Raw genomic sequence first — 15,883 nt, 5'->3', positions numbered from 1 at the left:
ATCGCGAGCAAGCTCGCTCCCACAGGTCCGTCGTGAATCCTGTGGGAGCGAGCTTGCTCCGGGCGGCGATCCGACGATGGGGTCATCACTGTTACCGCACATCTGCTGAACACCTTTTCTGAAACATCTGTCGACTACCCGGGTCCATTGCAGCTGCTAGGCTCAATCCCAGATCTCACTCGACAGAATCCTTGCTCATGTTCTCGCGCCTGCTGCTTTTATGTGGCCTGTTCATGGTCGCCAACTCGGCCATGGCCATGACCATCTACAAGTCCAAAGATGCCTATGGCGTGGTTTCCTACAGCGACCGCCCCAGCAAAGGCGCCCATGTGTTCGTTTTTCGCGATGGCATGGTCGAGCACCTTGAGCGTCAGGTACGTCTCATCATCACGAAGAAGAACGGCGTGCACAGCGTGTACGTGCGCAATGACCTGTATGCGCCGGTAGAAGTCGAATTGAGTTTTGCCGGGGTGAAGAACGCCAGCGGTGTGCCGGGCGGGACGATTCGGCGGGTGATACCGCTACGTAGCAGCGTTCGCCTGGCGCAGCTCACGGCGGCTAAAGGTGGGAGGCCCCTCGCGTACGTCCCGAAGTTCAAATACTCCCTGGGCGACCCCTCAGGGCCCACGGTGGGCTATCGGTACCCGCTGCCCTGGCGTGGCGGCCCGTTCCGGATCAGCCAGGGCGCCAATGGCCCCTACAGCCACTTCGGGCCCAAGAGCCGATACGCCATAGACATCGCAATGCCTGAGGGCACGCCGATCATTGCCGCGCGAGGCGGGGTGGTGGTGAAGACCGAGAATCGTCAGAGCGGGCGCGGCACCGATGCATCCGGCAATTTCGTGCGGGTGCTGCACGATGACGGGACCATGGGTGTTTACCTGCACCTGAAGAAAGGCTCGGTCCGCGTGCGGGAAGGTCAGCGGGTAACGGTCGGCAGTGCGCTGGCGTTGTCCGGTAACACCGGCAACAGCACCGGGCCGCATTTGCACTTTGTGGTGCAGCGCAATACCGGGTTGGGGCTGGTATCGATTCCGTACCAGTTCAACCAGCCGGTGGGCGCGCTGCCCAACTTTGCGTTGGGCAAGCAGTGAGGCGTTGTCTGGTCTGACGCCATCGCGGGCAAGTCGGATCGCCGCGAATCTGAATAAGCCAGTTAATCCAGCATCAACACCTTGGCCAGAACGATCTTCGGCCCTTTCATCTTCTTGATGATGATCCGCAAGCCTTCGACTTCCAGCACTTCTTCCTCTTCGGGAACCCGCTTGAGGCTCTCGTAAACCAGCCCGGCAAGGGTTTCGGCTTCGACGTGGTCGAGGTCGATGCCCAGCAGTCGCTCAACCTTGAACAGCGGCGTATCGCCCCGCACCAGCAGCTTGCCCGGCTGATACGCGAGGATCCCGCGTTCGGCCTTGCGGTGTTCGTCCTGGATGTCGCCCACCAGCACTTCCAGCACGTCTTCCATGGTCAGGTAGCCGATGATGTTGCCGTCGGCCTCTTCGACCACGGCGAAGTGCGAGCCGCCCTTGCGGAACTGTTCCAGCAACTGCGACAGCGGCATGTGCCGCGACACGCGCTCCAGCGGGCGGGTCAATTCGGCCAGGTTGAACGACTCGGGAATGTGGTCCAGCGCCGCCAGTTCCAGCAGCAGATCCTTGATGTGCAGCAGGCCGACGAACTCCTGGCGTTCGCTGTCGTACACCGGGTAGCGGCTGAACTTGTGGCGACGGAACATCGCCAGGATCTGCTTGAGCGGCGCGTTGAACTCCAGGGTCACCAGGTCTTCGCGGGAGTTGGCCCAGTCGACCACTTCCAGTTCACCCATTTCCACCGCCGAGGCCAAGACACGCATGCCTTGGTCGCTCGGGTCCTGGCCACGGCTGGAGTGCAGGATCAGTTTCAGTTCTTCGCGGCTGTAATGGTGTTCGTGATGCGGGCCGGGTTCACCTTGCCCTGCAATGCGCAGGATCTGGTTGGCGCTGGCGTTGAGCAAGTAAATGGCCGGGTACATGGCCCAGTAGAACAGGTACAGCGGCACGGCGGTCCACAGCGACAGCAATTCGGGTTTGCGGATCGCCCAGGATTTCGGGGCCAGCTCGCCGACCACGATGTGCAGGTAGGAAATGATGAAGAAGGCGGTGAAGAACGAAATAGCCTTGACCACTTCAGCGGAATCTACGCCCACGGCACTCAGTACAGGCGCCAGAAGGTGCGCAAACGCAGGTTCACCAACCCAGCCCAGGCCCAGGGAGGCGAGGGTGATACCCAATTGGCAGGCCGACAGGTAAGCATCGAGCTGGCTGTGCACAGTACGCAGGATGTGCCCGCGCCAGCCGTTTTTGTCAGCGATGGCCTCGACCCGGGTCGAGCGCAGCTTGACCATGGCAAATTCAGCCGCAACGAAAAATCCGTTGAGCAAAACCAGGATCAGAGCAAAAAGAATCATGCCGAAGTCGGCGAAAATTGTAGCGAGGGTCAAGCCAGGGGAAGGGTCCATGATGGAGTTTTGCGGGTTCCGTATATTCAAGAGGGAAGTAAAAACCGCGCCTGAAAGGCAGGCACAAGTCAGCCAATGTAGCGGCTGACCGGCCAGTTGCCTAGTGGTGTGTGCTGACCGGTATCAGTCAGCGGTGCTGATAACCCGTGATTTGGTGACTTGGGCCGGGGCAAAGTGGCAGGTAAAGGTGCTGCCGTGGCCCGGTACGCTGCTGATTTCCATCCGTGCCCGATGCCGTAACAAGACGTGTTTGACGATTGCCAGCCCCAGGCCGGTGCCCCCGGTGTTGGAGTTGCGGCTGGAGTCGACGCGGTAGAAGCGTTCGGTCAGGCGCGGCAGGTGTTTGGCATCGATGCCAATCCCGGAGTCCTGCACGCTCAGGTGCGCCCCCTGGTCATCGCCCCACCAGCGAATGCGGATATTGCCTTCGGCCGGGGTGTATTTCACTGCGTTGAACACCAGGTTGGAAAATGCGCTGCGCAACTCCGCTTCGCTGCCCTTGAGTAGAATTGTCGGGTCGGCTTCCAGGGTGATTTTCTGGTTTTTCTGGGCGGACAACTGCTGCGCGTCGCTCTTGATCGATTGCAGCAAGCCGTCGATCGGCACCGGCTGGTTGTCCGACGGATAATCGGTGGCTTCCAGCTTGGCCAGCAACAACAGGTCGTTGAGCAGGGTCTGCATGCGTCCGCCTTGTTGCTGCATCTGCTGCAAGGCACGGCCCCAGCGCGGGTTCACCTCGTCGACGTTGTCGAGCAAGGTTTCCAGGTAACCGCAGATCACGGTCAACGGTGTGCGCAGTTCATGGGAAACGTTGGCGATGAAGTCTTTGCGCATTTGCTCAAGCTGATGGATGCGCGTCACATCGCGCACCAGCATCAAGTGTTCGTTGTTGCCGTAACGGGTGATGTACAGCTGGATGCGCACGCGGTCGTTGGTCGGCGAAGGGATTTCCAGCGGCTCGGCGTAACTGTCTTGCTCGAAGTATTCCTTGAAGCGCGGATGGCGCACCAGGTTGGTCACCGGTTGGCCGCTGTCCTGTGGCGTCTTGAGGCCCAGCAGGGTTTCGGCGGCGCGGTTCCACCATTCCAGGTTGCCGTCGGAGTCGAGCATGATCACCGCATCCTTGAGCGCGGCGGTGGATTCCTGAACCCGGTCGATCACCGCTTGCAGGCGCCCACGTACCCGTTGGTCGCGGCGTTGCAGGTGGTAGATGCTGTCGAACACCTCGCCCCACAGGCCATAGCCGTCGGGTGGCGCTTCATCGGGTTTGTGCAAGCGCAGCCACTCGTGCAGACGCAGCAATTGCTTGAGGGTCCAGGCCAGGTAAAGACCCAGGCCTGCGGCGAGGCTCCAGCCGTAATAGCCGGTGATCAGGCCGATCACCAGGCAGGTGGTGACCAGCAGCAGCATGTGGCGAATCAGGGTGCCATGCCAGTTTTGGTTCACTTGACGCGCGTCCTTGTCAGCTTGTCGGGCGGTAAAGGTCCGGGTCAGGCTTTGGTAGAAAAGCGGTAGCCGGTGCCGCGCACGGTTTGTACCAGATTTTCGTAAGCATCGCCGAGAGCTTTGCGCAGGCGGCGGATGTGCACGTCAACCGTACGCTCTTCGACGTAGACGTTGCCACCCCAGACCTGATCCAGCAACTGGCCACGAGTGTAGGCGCGCTCCTGGTGGGTCATGAAGAATTGCAGAAGGCGGTATTCGGTCGGGCCCATCTCGGCAGGACGGCCGTCGATGGTCACGCGGTGGCTGATCGGGTCCAGCAGCAGGCCGCCGACTTCGATTGGCGCCTCGCCATCGGTCGGGCCGGCGCGGCGTAGAACAGCCTTCAGGCGCGCCACCAGCTCACGGGGGGAAAACGGCTTGGTGATGTAGTCGTCGGCGCCGACTTCCAGGCCCTGGATCTTGTTGTCCTCTTCACCCTTGGCGGTGAGCATGATGATCGGGATGTCCCCGGTCAGTTCATCACGTTTGAGACGACGGGCCAGTTCGATGCCGGACGTGCCGGGCAGCATCCAGTCGAGCAGGATCAGGTCCGGTTTGCGGTCGACGATAATGGCGTGGGCCTGCTGGGAGTTTTCAGCCTCCAGGCAGTCATAGCCGGCCATTTCCAACGCAACGGCGATCATTTCGCGAATAGGCGCTTCGTCGTCGACGATCAGAATGCTCCTGCCAACCATGCCCTTATTCCTCTTGTCATTTAACTGTCTTGCGCCGCATTAGATAACGGAATTATTGCAGTCGTGTGACAGTATTTTAGTCGGCCGGCGATTGGTTGGATCCTGGGCTAAGCTTTAAGTCCGAATCCTGACAACCACAAAGGAAGGCTTCAAATGAATCGACACTCGCATTCCATCAAGGCCCTGCTGCTGGCCGCGGCCCTGGCATTGCCTTCGATGGCCTTCGCCGCCGAACCGGGCATGATGAAAGACGGCATGATGACCGACCACAAAGGGATGACCCTGTACACCTTCGACAAGGACACCGGTGGCAAGTCGGCCTGCACAGGTGAGTGTGCAGAGTACTGGCCACCGCTGAAGGCGGAAGCTGGCGCAAAGGCTGAAGGTAAATGGTCCGTCATCAAGCGTGACGATGGCACGATGCAATGGGCCTACGACGGCAAGCCGCTTTACTACTTCCAGAAGGACAAGGCACCCGGAGAAATGAAAGGCGACAAGATGAAAGACGTCTGGCACGTCGTCCGTGAGCATATGTAACATCGCAAGAAGATCGCAGCCTCCGGCAGGAGCTGCCCAAGGCTGCGATCTTTTCAACGGTCAACGCAACGCGTAATCCAGCACAATCCCGACGAATATCGCCAAACCCGCCCAGTGATTGTGCAAAAACGCCTTGAAGCAACGCATCCGGTCCTTGTCGCGGGTGTACCAGAACTCCCACGCAAAGCAGCCCGCCGCCGCCAGCAACCCAAGGTGGAACCAGCCGCCGAGCTCGAATTTCGACCCCGCCAGCAGCAGGCAACCCAACGCCAGCCCTTGCAGGGTCAGGATGATCGCCCGGTCCGCGTCGCCGAACAGGATTGCCGTGGATTTCACGCCGATCTTCAGGTCGTCATCGCGGTCGGTCATCGCGTAATACGTGTCGTAACCCACGGTCCACATCAGGTTGGCGATCCACAGCAGCCATGCAACTGCCGGCAGTTCACCGGTTTCTGCAGTGAACGCCATCGGCATCCCCCACGAAAATGCCGCTCCCAGCACCACTTGCGGGTAATAGGTGTAGCGCTTCATGAACGGGTAACTGAACGCCAGCGCCAGACCACCCAATGACAGCCAAATGGTCGCGGCATTGGTGCACAGCACCAGCAGGAAACTCACGCCCATCAGCAATGCGAAGAACACCAGCGCCTCTTTGGAACTGATCTTGCCGCTCACCAGCGGCCGCTGCTCGGTACGCTTCACATGACCATCAACCTTGCGATCCGCCCAGTCGTTGATCACGCAGCCGCCAGCGCGGGTCAGCACCACGCCGAGAACGAAAATCACAATGTTGGCCAGGGACGGCGAACCCTTGCCGGCAATCCACAGCGCCCACAGCGTTGGCCAGAGCAGCAGGTAAATGCCGATCGGCTTGTCCATGCGGGTCAGCTGAATGAAATCCCAGGCCCGAGGGTTCAAGCGGTTCAAGGACTTGAGCAGACTTTGGTACATCAACGGTTCTCCGATTGGGCGCAGGCGGCGTCCCACAGGGAAGGCAGGAATATTTCGGCCACCAGCACGCTCAGCGCACCGCGGTCGAAGCGCGAGCGGCGGCCCCATAGTTCAGGCGATTGCACCTCGGCGGGCAGCCACGCTTGCGGATAATGGCAAACCTCGATGGCCCGGCGCTGGAAGGCCTGATCGCAAAATAGCAATTCGCCCAGCGAGCGGCTGCCCAGTTCGTCCATGTGCAAGCCGTCGCCTTGCAATGCACTGCGTGACGCCACGCTGCGCGCAAACACCCACGCCTGGCCATGACCGCGCAAATACACCTCGCGCACCCAGCCCTCACTGCCATCGACCAGGTCCAGCGCTGCGCATTCGTCGGCACGCAGGGGTTGCCAGCCTTCGAACATCGGCGAGACGCTGAAGGCGTCATTCGACAGATGAATCAGACGTCTGGTCAGCGAGCCTTCGTCGAACAGCCAGTCGAGGGTGGCGGCATCGGGGAGGGGCGCCAGTTCGCTGCGCGAGAGCCAGAGAGGAACTGGAGAGGGGGATTCTGTGTGATGCACAATGAGTCATTATTGGCAGCAAATGAGGCGGCGAGCTTAACATGTCAGCCGCCGATATCGATTGAAATGGCCTGCCGTTACGCCGAACAGGCTTGCATCCGACGGCCCCGATCAGTACAAAACGCGCTGAGTTGGACGGCAGTGCTGCAACCATCGACCGTCTGGCCGGCAAAACGCCTGAACCCTGAGGAAGTACCTGATGAAAAAGTGGCAATGTATCGTCTGCGGCCTGATCTACAACGAAGCCGACGGTTGGCCGGATGACGGCATTGCGCCGGGCACCCGTTGGGAAGACGTCCCGGCAGACTGGCTGTGCCCGGACTGCGGTGTGGGCAAAATGGATTTTGAAATGATCGAAATCGCTGCCTGAAAAATTGAGGAGTAAGGAATGAACGCACCTGTCGTAATCATTGGCACCGGCCTGGCGGGCTACAACGTGGCCCGCGAGTTTCGCAAACTCGATAGCGAAACCCCGCTGCTGCTGATTACCGCCGATGACGGGCGCTCCTACTCCAAGCCGATGCTCTCCACCGGCTTCGGCAAAAACAAGGATGCCGACGGCCTGAGCATGGCCGAGCCCGGCGCCATGGCCGAACAGCTCAAGGCCGAAATACGCACCCACACGCGCATCAGCGGCATCGACCCGGGCCACAAGCGCCTGTGGATCGGTGAAGAAGCGGTGATCTACCGCGACCTGATCCTGGCCTGGGGCGCCGAAACCGTGCGCGTGCCCATCGAAGGCGACGCGGCGGACTGCGTATTCCCGATCAACGACCTGGAAGACTACGCACGCTTCCGTGCGGCGGCGGCCGGCAAGCGCCGTGTGCTACTGCTCGGCGCCGGCCTGATCGGTTGCGAGTTCGCCAACGACCTGACTCTGGGCGGCTACGAAGTGCAGCTGGTTGCACCGTGCGAACAGGTCATGCCGACCCTGCTGCACCCGGCGGCCGCCGCTGCAGTGCAGGCTGGCCTCGAAAGCCTCGGCGCGCGCTTCCACCTCGGGCCGGTACTCAACCGCCTGCAACGCGTGGCTGACGGCCTGGAAGCGCACCTGTCCGATGGTCAGGTGATCCCGTGCGACGTGGTGGTCTCGGCCATAGGCCTGCGCCCACGCGTCGACCTAGCGGCAGCGGCCGGTTTGCAGGTCAGCCGTGGCGTCATGGTCGACCGGCACTTGAAAACCTCCCACGCCAACATCTACGCCCTGGGCGACTGCGCCGAGGTCGATGGGCTGAATCTGCTGTACGTCATGCCCCTGATGAGCTGTGCAAGGGCGCTGGCGCAAACCCTGGCCGGCAACCCGACCGCCGTCACCTATGGCCCGATGCCAATCACCGTCAAAACCCCAGTCTGCCCGCTGGTGGTGTCCCCGCCGCCACGGGGCGCGGAAGGCATCTGGACAGTCGAAGGGCAGGGTGCCGACATCAAGGTTTTATGCCGCGATGCCGCGGGCAAGCTGCTCGGTTACGCCCTCACCGGTGCCGCCGTGATGGAAAAACTGGCCCTGAACAAAGAGCTTCCGGCCCTGTTGGCGTAAATACCGGTCGTTCTGTCGGAATCACCCCCCTTTTGCCCTAACAATGGCCGCGCCGATACTGGCGCGGGGCCTCACTGCGTGCCATCCTCACTCCCGTCTGCCGCAGAGTAGAGCACCTGCGGCGCTTTTGGCGCTGCTCCGCAGAGAGCAGCACGGACATAACAACAACAAACCGTCAAAGGGGCTTCACTCACATGCGTAAACCAGACCTCGCAGCAGCCATTGCTGAAAAAGCAGACCTCACCAAAGAACAAGCCAACCGCGTTCTCAACGCCGTTCTTGAAGAAATCACCGGTGCCCTGCACCGCAAAGACAGCGTGACGCTGGTGGGCTTCGGCACCTTCCTGCAACGCCATCGCGGTGCCCGCACCGGCAAAAACCCGCAAACCGGTGAACCCGTCAAAATCAAGGCCAGCAACACCGTTGCGTTCAAGCCAGGCAAATCGTTGAAAGACAGCGTTAATCCGTAATCCTTTTTCACCTCCCGCGTAGCGGGGGAGTGGAATAAAAAATGGGCACGCCAACCAGGGTTGGGTGCCCATTTTTGTCGAAGCGATTATTTAAGTAATCCGGATTCCCACAATGCAACCAATAATGCCAAGGTTGTTAATAGTCCAATAACAGTCAATTGTAGTGCTATTAGTTTTCGCTTTAGTGTAGTAGGGAAGCTTTCTAGATCCTTGATGCTTAACTTACCTCTGCTCAGATAAAAGCTAGGAAATGTTAAAATTCCTGAGATTCCTCCAACAAGTAACAACTTTCCCCACGGGCCGCCATGCCTAAGCGGGGCTCTGGTCATAATGGCGGAACAGTTTTTTAGCTTGTCCAGCATTAAGTCCATTCGTGTATATGCCAGGTAAAGCGCCGCGACGTTCCAAAGCAATAAGGCAACGAGTACTAGGCCACATAAGCTGCCGACGATGTATTCAGCACTAGTCATCTAATTGCTTCGTACAAAACTTCGCCAATTATCTCTCCGCCTTTTTCGCCAAGTATGCCTCCAGCATATGAGCCAGCTCCGACAACTAGAATTCCACATACAGGAATACCAAAGCCACCAGTGCCTATACTGAGGCCCGCACAAAGATATCCAACGGTAGAGCCAGATAATAGCGCACCAGTGGCCGAGCCCCCAACTACTCCTCCACTGAAGCTCCCCGCCTCAGTGAATTTAACCCGCTCGCATGCCTCAGTATTCCCAGCCCTACACACATCCTGAATCTTCATAGCCGACGCCCCTCCACCGACTGCGGTACCGACCCAGCCCCCGTACTGGAGGTATTTGGAAGCCCTGGCCACCCCATCCAGAGGAGTGGCGTACCCCGGCATCTGACCTACGCCGCCGGCTTCCGTCCAGCGATGAACCAGGCTGGGAGGCGAAAGGAACATTGCACGATTCAAATTGGGATGGTCGGGAAAACCGATACCTTTGCGCGTCAGGCTTGTCATGTGGATGTCGAGTTGAGCGAGCAGTTTTTTGCGATCTTCCAGAAACGTCGGTGAGCTCAGGTGGCCATCGCGCAGAAATGAATGCTGATGCAACGCTTCGATTTCTTTTAGAGTCTCGCGGACATTTTCCAGGTTATTGTGGAGAATGCTCGCGCCGACGCCAATAGCAGTCGAACCATGGCCCAAGAAGGTCTGGATGGCATCACGGTGTTGCACCATGAAATCCGCCTCTTCCGGGCTGAGCGTTGCAAGCACTTGGTTGGTTTTGGCGGCCACGTCCATGAGCAGGGCTTCTTCACGGGTGCACTGGTAGTCGTTGGGGTCGCTCAGCACGATCATCGAGCCGGCTTTGACGTCGCGCAGATTGGGATTGAGCAGCTTGAATTTGCCCATCACTGCCGGGTCGCGCAGGGTGAACAACGAGGCCTCGAGCTGTTCGCGGGTGGTGCTCTTGGGCACGATGTAAAAGCCCGGTTCCGAAGTATCGATGCCGGTGGGCAGCGATGAAGGCGGCGCACTTGGCACTGATGTAAAGCCAGATGGACGCTGCGCAGTCGAATTGCTGGTGGATGTCATCGATGGCGCAGGCGCGGCCGATTGAGCGTTTACCCTGGCTGCTCTCGGTGCAGAGGGCTCATTGACATAACTACCCTCGAAATTCGAGGGAATCAGTTTGGCTCGACAAGGGCAACCACTGAAACTGTCCAGCGTGCCAGCAACACGTCGACCCTCGCTAAGGACGTGAGAGACGCCGCCGATGATCCGGTAGCTCTTCTTATCTTTTCCGCAACTAACCAGATCACCCTCACGAGCATGGATGAGACCGAAACTGAAGGTGTGGTCCCCCTCCAGAACGGTACCGCCGCAGTCAGTTTTGTCACCTAGCCCAATGTAATGCCCGATAGCCATGTCTTGATGTCCCTTTCAACTGGCGCCCCATCCCTTGGGGAAATGCGCCGTTGTTAACGATGAGTTATCCCGGTTCGGAAATGAGTCGGGCTAGCGTAAAGTACGTGAGCAGAGAGGTAATTCAAGACATCACAGGGAGAACAGGAAGCTTCCTACGCAGATTTGGGAAAGGGAGAAGTGAGTGGGAGTTGGCTATTAAGGAGGGTGGCAGCGACTTGCCTTAAAACCCCGAAAGTGACGGCAACAATCGGGGTCGCTTTCCTTTTGGCGAGTTAGCTAGCTTGGCTTGATTTCCTTGTGAGAATCGCCGCCATTTCCGGTTCGTCCAGATGATCCAGTGCTTGCTCTACCAGTAAATGCGCGCCGTCAGCCATGCGACTGATAGCCAGGACAACCGAGCGACGTGAGCCGTCTACATCATCCGCGAGGTCGGCGGCGATGGCGCTGATGGAGAGCAGATCTTCTGAGGCGTTGGCCAGAAGCGCCTCGGTGTTGATGCCTGGGCAGACGCTGAAAAGTTGGCCGTTACGTTTCGATTGTTTCTGTTCGGTTTGGGTGTTGTGGTGATCGGGGGCGCGTTCTGCGGCTTCATGGAGCTCTTTGGTATCAAGGGCTTCGTTTGCTGGGGGATTCGGTGTTGGCTTGATCATTGGTGTTGTACCGATTTGAGAGCTAACACCATTTCGCTTGCACTTCGAAAGAGGTGGCAGCTGTGTATAGGTGTGCAAGACCGGAATCGGTAAACCGGCAGATCGGAAGATCTCCCACACACAGCCGCCATAATGATCCGCGAGCATAAAAAAACGCTCTGGGAATAGCCATTACCGATTGTGTGCCGATTCCGGACTTGCACGTCCGAGTCACCGATTTTGCGGTGACTTAAAGAGGTTATCGGTGCCGACCAAAATCGCCTAGTTCACACATGGCCCGGCGTTTTGAAGGAAATGTCCGAGAAGTCTGCGGGGTGCAAGATCAAAAGATCGCAGCCTTCGGCAGCTCCTACAGGGATGTGTTTCTGCCGTTGTAGGAGTGTCACGGAAGGCATTCCTACGCATGAGTGTGGGAACGATCAGTGAGACAGTATGAAAGCGTGACTTGGCGGTCATCATGCGAGAAATATGGCTTATCTTCTTCTAACGCATCTGAAAGGTGGCGTTCTGTTGTTAAGCCGTTAAACTGCCCCAGCCGTTCATTTTTCTTCTGAGGCTGTGCGCATGAAATTTCGTTTTCTGCTGTGGATGCTGGGTTTGTTGATGGGTAAGGCCAGCCGGACCAATCCGGCGTTTCAGCAGCAACTGGGTGACAAGGACCTGGTGTTTCAGCTGCAGACCCTGGACGGGAAAGTGGCGCGGCATTTTCGTGTGAAGGACCAGCGCATCACCAGCCAATCGGGTGTGCATGCCGAGCCTGCGTTTGCGATTGCCTTTAAAGACGCCGCGTACGGTTTTGCCACGATGCAGGCGAAGAACAAGCAACTGGCGTTCATGACGGGGATTCAGGACAAGTCGATTCAGATCAAGGGCAACCCGGCGCTGGTGATCTGGTTCCAGGGGCTGACCAAGTATTTGAAGCCGAAGAAGGCCAAGCCCAAGGCTTGAGGTCTTTCAGGTAGACCGAGTGATATTCATCGCGAGCAGGCTCGCTCCCACAGGGATCGTCTGAATTCTGTGGGAGCGAGCCTGTTCGCGATTGCTTTTCAGCCTTGAGAGAATTGCGAAGCCAGTTCGCGCAGCAGCACTTCGGCCTCGAGGACTTTGCTGACCACGTCGTTGGCTTTTTCGCGGCTCAGGCCAAGGCGTTCGAGCAGGGCGTCGGGGATGTCTTCGTCGGGGCCGGAACCGATGCCTCGGCTGCGCAGCAGGCGCACCGACAGGCACACCAGGTTCGGGTATTCGGCGAAGTCGCCGTCGTAGTGTGGATCGTGCTGGAAGCGCAGGGCGGTGGCCAGCTCTTCAGGCATGTCCCAGTAGCGCATCAGCCACGTGCCGATCTGTTCGCGGCTGATGCCCAGCAGGTGTTGTTCCACGAAGCTGTGGCACAGGTGCGGGTTGACCTCCAGGTGGCGGCAGATCAGCGAGAAGTGCGGCGGGAACACATGGGCCAGCAGCAGGTAGCCGAAGTTGTGCAACAGGCCGGCGAGGTAGGTCAGGCCGGCTTCCGGGCGCTGGGCGCGCGGCATGGCGCGGGTCAGGCCTTCGATGACGGCGGCGGTGTAGATCGATTGCTGCCAGTACGGCGTGGAGTGTTGCGGGTGGTCCTTGGGCAGGCTCAAGGTTTTGCCCAGGGCCAGGCCCAGCGCCAGGTTGATTACCAGGTCGAAGCCCAGCACCCGGACGATGGCGTCTTCCACCGAGCGGATCTTGCCCGGCGAGGCGTAGTACGGCGATGCCGCCCAGCTCACGACTTGTGCAGCCAGCGCCGGGTCGGTTTCGACCACGCCAGTGATGTCGTCGATGGTGGCGTTGGGGTCAACGCGCAGCTTGATGATTTTTTGCGCGGTTTCGGCCAGCGGCGGAATCTCGATGGTCGCTTCCAGACGCTGCTGGATGCGCCGCGCGGTGAACGCCTGGACGGCCTGGGTGATTTCCTCGCGGTCGTCATCGGGGCGGTTGAGGTTCGGACGGATGCTGGTCAGGTTTTCGCCGAAGTTGGCGGCGCTGGCCTTGGTCAGCATGGTCGTCTTGAAGTCTTCGCTGGAAATTTCCAGTAGCACGCCCGGCTCACCGGAGTTGATCAGCAACTTCGGCTCGTGCAGCAGGCTTGCGTCGTACAGGCACGGTGAACTGGTCAGCGCCGGCAGGCCCGGCAGCAAGCTGAGGTTGTGCTTGCCGAGCATTTTTGTCAGGCGTTCGGTCGGTACGGCGGCGAGGCGGCGACCGGTGAGTTCAGTGAGGCGATTGAGGTCCAGCAATTGGCTCTGCGGGAACAGCACCATCAGCACGCCAACGCTGTCATCCAGCAGAACGGCCTGCACTTTGCGCGCGGCATTCAGGCCGTGACGGTCCAGCACTTCTTCGTAGGCAATGCCCAATTTGCCCAGCATCAGCCGAATGACCGACGGAGCGTGCGGGGTGTCGGGTGCGAAGGCAACTTCGGTCATGGTCTGTATCCGGACTAAAACAATTGCGGGAGTATAACCAGCTTGCTTGGGGCCACGCCTCAGAAACCGTGACGGTTGTCACACTTGGCCGTATTGTTGGCCATGACGCAGCCAGCGGTCGAGTAGCGGGCTGACGTGGGTCGGCCAGCGCTCGAGCAATGCCTGGGCAGCATCCCGCACGGCGGGCAGCAAATCGGCATCGCGCATCAGGTCGGCGACCTTGAATTGCAGCAAACCTGTCTGCCGGGTGCCGAGCATTTCGCCGGGGCCGCGCAGTTCCAAATCCTTTTCGGCAATGACAAAACCGTCGTTGGTTTCGCGCATGATGCCCAGGCGCTGGCGGCCGATCTGCGACAGCGGCGGATGGTAGAGCAGCACGCAATGGCTGACGGCGCTGCCCCGGCCGACGCGGCCACGCAACTGGTGCAATTGCGCCAGGCCCAGGCGTTCGGGGTTCTCGATGATCATCAGGCTGGCGTTGGGCACGTCCACGCCGACTTCGATCACCGTGGTCGCGACCAGCAGTTGCAGGTTGCCGGCCTTGAACTCGGCCATCACCGCGGCTTTTTCCACAGGCTTCATACGGCCGTGGATCAGCCCGACTTTCAACTCGCCAAGGGCGGCGGTGAGGTCCTCGAAGGTGGTTTCGGCGGCCTGGCAGGTCAGCTCTTCCGACTCTTCGATCAGCGTGCATACCCAATAGGCCTGACGCCCCTCGGCGCAAGCGCTGCGCACCCGTTCGATGACTTCGACCCGCCGGGTGTCGGTGATCAGCACGGTGTTGACCGGGGTTCGGCCGGGCGGTAATTCGTCGAGGATCGAGGTGTCGAGATCGGCGTAGGCGCTCATGGCCAGCGTGCGCGGAATTGGCGTGGCGGTCATGATCAACTGGTGCGGGCACATGCGCCCGCCGACGCCTTTCTGCCGCAAGGCCAGACGCTGCTGTACGCCGAAACGGTGCTGTTCGTCGATGATCACCAGCGCCAGGTTCTTGAACTGCACTTCGTCCTGGAACAACGCGTGGGTGCCGATCACCATCGGCGTGCCGTTGGCGATTTGCTCCAGCGCGGCTACGCGGTTCTTGCCCTTGAGCTTACCGGCCAGCCATGCGACTTCAATGCCCAGTGGCTCGAGCCAGCGCTTGAAGGTGATGAAATGTTGCTCGGCGAGAATCTCGGTGGGCGCCATCAGCGCGACCTGATAACCGGCCTCCAACGCTTGCAGCGCGGCGAGGGCGGCGACCACGGTTTTGCCGGCGCCGACGTCGCCCTGGATCAGTCGCAGCATCGGTTCGTGCTGGCTGAGGTCGTAGGCGATTTCGTTGCCGACCCGTTGCTGGGCACCGGTCGGGTTGAAGCCGAGGTTGGCCAGGTATTTGGCCGGCAGCCTGGTGGCTTTGGGCATTGCTGGCGCACGCAGGGCGCGCATGCTTTCGCGCAGGCGCTGTTGCGACAGCTGATGGGTCAGCAGTTCTTCGAAGGCCAGACGGTGCTGCGCCCAGTGGTGACCGAGGGCCAGTTCATCGACGTCGGCATCGGCGGGCGGGTTGTGCAGGTAGCGGATCGCATCGGCCAGCGGCGCCAATTGGTAGTCGCGGGCCAGTTCGTTCGGCAGCCAGTCGGGCAGGCTGCTGGGGCCGAGCAGGGTGAGGGTCTGCATGCACAACTGGCGCAAGCGCTGTTGGGTCAGGCCTTCGGTAAGCGGGTAGACCGGGGTCAGGGTTTCATCCACCGGTGGTGGTTCGTCGCCGGTGATGGCGCGGTATTCCGGGTGGTAGATCTCCAGCCCCGAAGCGCCGGGCCGCGCCTCGCCGTAGCAGCGAATCCGCGTGCCGCGTTTAAGGCCTTCCTTTTGCGCGTTGCTGAAGTGATAGAAACGCAGGCTCAAGCCCCCGGTGCCATCCTGCAATCGGACCACCAGGCTGCGCCGCCGGCCCATGACCACATCGGCGCCGCTGACGGTGCCTTCGATGACCGCATCTTGTCCGGGCCGCAGTGCGCCGATCGGCACCACGCGAGTACGGTCCTGATAGCGTAGGGGCAGGTGGAACAACACGTCCTGGAGGTTTTCCAGGCCGACCTTGGCCAGCTTCTCGGCCATGGCTTCACCGACACCCTTGAGTGCCGTCACCGACACTTGCGACAACTCGCTCATGACCCT

16 protein-coding genes are annotated in these 15,883 nt (G+C 60.0%); 6 read left to right on the top strand and 10 right to left on the bottom strand.

The window, feature by feature from the left end; all coding sequences use genetic code 11:
* The first annotated feature begins 197 nt into the window (after positions 1 to 197).
* Positions 198 to 1,094: a peptidoglycan DD-metalloendopeptidase family protein gene (locus tag AC3IT6_RS28645; protein WP_489353843.1), complete on the top strand. Its 897-nt coding sequence runs from the start codon at positions 198 to 200 to the stop codon at positions 1,092 to 1,094.
* Positions 1,095 to 1,156: 62 nt separating this feature from the next.
* Here AC3IT6_RS28645 and AC3IT6_RS28640 read toward each other — a convergent pair whose 3' ends face one another.
* The 3 genes from AC3IT6_RS28640 to phoB form a co-directional block, all read right to left on the bottom strand.
* On the bottom strand, positions 1,157 to 2,497 hold the full coding sequence (locus AC3IT6_RS28640; protein ID WP_007992853.1) for a hemolysin family protein: 1,341 nt from the start codon (positions 2,495 to 2,497) through the stop codon (positions 1,157 to 1,159).
* Between the two features lie 123 nt (positions 2,498 to 2,620).
* Positions 2,621 to 3,907 (bottom strand): phosphate regulon sensor histidine kinase PhoR, encoded by a 1,287-nt coding sequence (phoR, locus tag AC3IT6_RS28635; RefSeq protein WP_489356691.1) that lies wholly within the window; start codon positions 3,905 to 3,907, stop codon positions 2,621 to 2,623.
* 80 nt (positions 3,908 to 3,987) lie between these two features.
* Positions 3,988 to 4,677, bottom strand: coding sequence for a phosphate regulon transcriptional regulator PhoB (phoB, locus tag AC3IT6_RS28630; RefSeq protein WP_003229608.1), 690 nt, complete (start codon positions 4,675 to 4,677; stop codon positions 3,988 to 3,990).
* A 153-nt stretch (positions 4,678 to 4,830) separates the two neighbouring features.
* On the opposite strand from phoB, the gene AC3IT6_RS28625 reads away from it, so the two are divergent.
* Complete coding sequence (locus tag AC3IT6_RS28625; protein ID WP_489353842.1) at positions 4,831 to 5,214, top strand: COG4315 family predicted lipoprotein; 384 nt, start codon at positions 4,831 to 4,833, stop codon at positions 5,212 to 5,214.
* Positions 5,215 to 5,274: 60 nt separating this feature from the next.
* On the opposite strand, the gene ubiA is transcribed toward AC3IT6_RS28625, so the two are convergent.
* A complete protein-coding gene (gene ubiA / locus AC3IT6_RS28620; RefSeq protein WP_150724876.1) occupies positions 5,275 to 6,165 on the bottom strand; it encodes a 4-hydroxybenzoate octaprenyltransferase in 891 nt (296 codons plus the stop codon).
* A complete protein-coding gene (locus tag AC3IT6_RS28615; RefSeq protein ID WP_489353841.1) occupies positions 6,165 to 6,728 on the bottom strand; it encodes a chorismate--pyruvate lyase family protein in 564 nt (187 codons plus the stop codon). The genes ubiA and AC3IT6_RS28615 overlap by 1 nt, the downstream gene beginning before the upstream one ends.
* Positions 6,729 to 6,927: 199 nt before the next feature.
* Here AC3IT6_RS28615 and AC3IT6_RS28610 point away from each other — a divergent pair, with 199 nt between their 5' ends.
* The 3 genes from AC3IT6_RS28610 to AC3IT6_RS28600 all read left to right on the top strand — a co-directional run bounded on the left by AC3IT6_RS28610 (position 6,928) and on the right by AC3IT6_RS28600 (position 8,735).
* Complete coding sequence (locus AC3IT6_RS28610; RefSeq protein WP_007995385.1) at positions 6,928 to 7,098, top strand: rubredoxin; 171 nt, start codon at positions 6,928 to 6,930, stop codon at positions 7,096 to 7,098.
* 18 nt (positions 7,099 to 7,116) lie between these two features.
* Positions 7,117 to 8,265, top strand: a complete 1,149-nt coding sequence (locus tag AC3IT6_RS28605) for an NAD(P)/FAD-dependent oxidoreductase (protein WP_218431562.1) — start codon at positions 7,117 to 7,119, stop codon at positions 8,263 to 8,265.
* A gap of 194 nt (positions 8,266 to 8,459) precedes the next feature.
* Positions 8,460 to 8,735 carry an HU family DNA-binding protein gene (locus AC3IT6_RS28600; RefSeq protein WP_003195589.1) on the top strand — a complete coding sequence of 92 codons (276 nt, stop codon included), beginning with the start codon at positions 8,460 to 8,462 and terminating at the stop codon, positions 8,733 to 8,735.
* Positions 8,736 to 8,821: 86 nt separating this feature from the next.
* Here the strand turns inward: AC3IT6_RS28600 and AC3IT6_RS28595 are convergent, their stop codons facing one another.
* The 3 genes from AC3IT6_RS28595 to AC3IT6_RS28585 all read right to left on the bottom strand — a co-directional run bounded on the left by AC3IT6_RS28595 (position 8,822) and on the right by AC3IT6_RS28585 (position 11,273).
* Complete coding sequence (locus AC3IT6_RS28595; protein ID WP_489353840.1) at positions 8,822 to 9,205, bottom strand: hypothetical protein; 384 nt, start codon at positions 9,203 to 9,205, stop codon at positions 8,822 to 8,824.
* Positions 9,202 to 10,623: a PAAR domain-containing protein gene (locus tag AC3IT6_RS28590; RefSeq protein WP_489353839.1), complete on the bottom strand. Its 1,422-nt coding sequence runs from the start codon at positions 10,621 to 10,623 to the stop codon at positions 9,202 to 9,204. The genes AC3IT6_RS28595 and AC3IT6_RS28590 overlap by 4 nt, the downstream gene beginning before the upstream one ends.
* 272 nt (positions 10,624 to 10,895) lie before the next feature.
* Entirely contained in the window at positions 10,896 to 11,273 is a 378-nt protein-coding gene (locus AC3IT6_RS28585; RefSeq protein ID WP_489353838.1) for a DUF6124 family protein, read from the bottom strand.
* A gap of 564 nt (positions 11,274 to 11,837) precedes the next feature.
* Here AC3IT6_RS28585 and AC3IT6_RS28580 point away from each other — a divergent pair.
* Positions 11,838 to 12,221: a hypothetical protein gene (locus AC3IT6_RS28580; protein WP_008018281.1), complete on the top strand. Its 384-nt coding sequence runs from the start codon at positions 11,838 to 11,840 to the stop codon at positions 12,219 to 12,221.
* Between the two features lie 98 nt (positions 12,222 to 12,319).
* On the opposite strand, the gene AC3IT6_RS28575 is transcribed toward AC3IT6_RS28580, so the two are convergent.
* Together AC3IT6_RS28575 and recG are read right to left on the bottom strand one after the other, a co-directional pair.
* Positions 12,320 to 13,723, bottom strand: coding sequence for an aminoacyl-tRNA deacylase and HDOD domain-containing protein (locus AC3IT6_RS28575; protein WP_489353837.1), 1,404 nt, complete (start codon positions 13,721 to 13,723; stop codon positions 12,320 to 12,322).
* Positions 13,724 to 13,801: 78 nt separating this feature from the next.
* The gene (recG, locus tag AC3IT6_RS28570; RefSeq protein ID WP_489353836.1) at positions 13,802 to 15,877 is read right to left on the bottom strand and encodes an ATP-dependent DNA helicase RecG; all 2,076 of its coding nucleotides are present in this window, start codon (positions 15,875 to 15,877) and stop codon (positions 13,802 to 13,804) included.
* Between the last annotated feature and the right edge of the window lie 6 nt (positions 15,878 to 15,883).

This window comes from Pseudomonas sp. KH_017 (assembly GCF_057840285.1).
The sequence above is the reverse complement of the archived record's forward strand: the minus strand, read 5'-3'. Positions and strand labels throughout refer to the sequence as shown.

What these genes read in the sequence shown, in the direction of transcription:
- AC3IT6_RS28645 (WP_489353843.1), top strand. Translation starts at nt 198, where the DNA reads ATGTTCTCGCGCCTGCTGCTTTTATGTGGCCTGTTCATGGTCGCCAAC.
- AC3IT6_RS28640 (WP_007992853.1), bottom strand. Translation starts at nt 2,497, where the DNA reads ATGGACCCTTCCCCTGGCTTGACCCTCGCTACAATTTTCGCCGACTTC.
- phoR (WP_489356691.1), bottom strand. Translation starts at nt 3,907, where the DNA reads ATGCTGCTGCTGGTCACCACCTGCCTGGTGATCGGCCTGATCACCGGC.
- phoB (WP_003229608.1), bottom strand. Translation starts at nt 4,677, where the DNA reads ATGGTTGGCAGGAGCATTCTGATCGTCGACGACGAAGCGCCTATTCGC.
- AC3IT6_RS28625 (WP_489353842.1), top strand. Translation starts at nt 4,831, where the DNA reads ATGAATCGACACTCGCATTCCATCAAGGCCCTGCTGCTGGCCGCGGCC.
- ubiA (WP_150724876.1), bottom strand. Translation starts at nt 6,165, where the DNA reads ATGTACCAAAGTCTGCTCAAGTCCTTGAACCGCTTGAACCCTCGGGCC.
- AC3IT6_RS28610 (WP_007995385.1), top strand. Translation starts at nt 6,928, where the DNA reads ATGAAAAAGTGGCAATGTATCGTCTGCGGCCTGATCTACAACGAAGCC.
- AC3IT6_RS28605 (WP_218431562.1), top strand. Translation starts at nt 7,117, where the DNA reads ATGAACGCACCTGTCGTAATCATTGGCACCGGCCTGGCGGGCTACAAC.
- AC3IT6_RS28600 (WP_003195589.1), top strand. Translation starts at nt 8,460, where the DNA reads ATGCGTAAACCAGACCTCGCAGCAGCCATTGCTGAAAAAGCAGACCTC.
- AC3IT6_RS28595 (WP_489353840.1), bottom strand. Translation starts at nt 9,205, where the DNA reads ATGACTAGTGCTGAATACATCGTCGGCAGCTTATGTGGCCTAGTACTC.
- AC3IT6_RS28590 (WP_489353839.1), bottom strand. Translation starts at nt 10,623, where the DNA reads ATGGCTATCGGGCATTACATTGGGCTAGGTGACAAAACTGACTGCGGC.
- AC3IT6_RS28585 (WP_489353838.1), bottom strand. Translation starts at nt 11,273, where the DNA reads ATGATCAAGCCAACACCGAATCCCCCAGCAAACGAAGCCCTTGATACC.
- AC3IT6_RS28580 (WP_008018281.1), top strand. Translation starts at nt 11,838, where the DNA reads ATGAAATTTCGTTTTCTGCTGTGGATGCTGGGTTTGTTGATGGGTAAG.
- AC3IT6_RS28575 (WP_489353837.1), bottom strand. Translation starts at nt 13,723, where the DNA reads ATGACCGAAGTTGCCTTCGCACCCGACACCCCGCACGCTCCGTCGGTC.
- recG (WP_489353836.1), bottom strand. Translation starts at nt 15,877, where the DNA reads ATGAGCGAGTTGTCGCAAGTGTCGGTGACGGCACTCAAGGGTGTCGGT.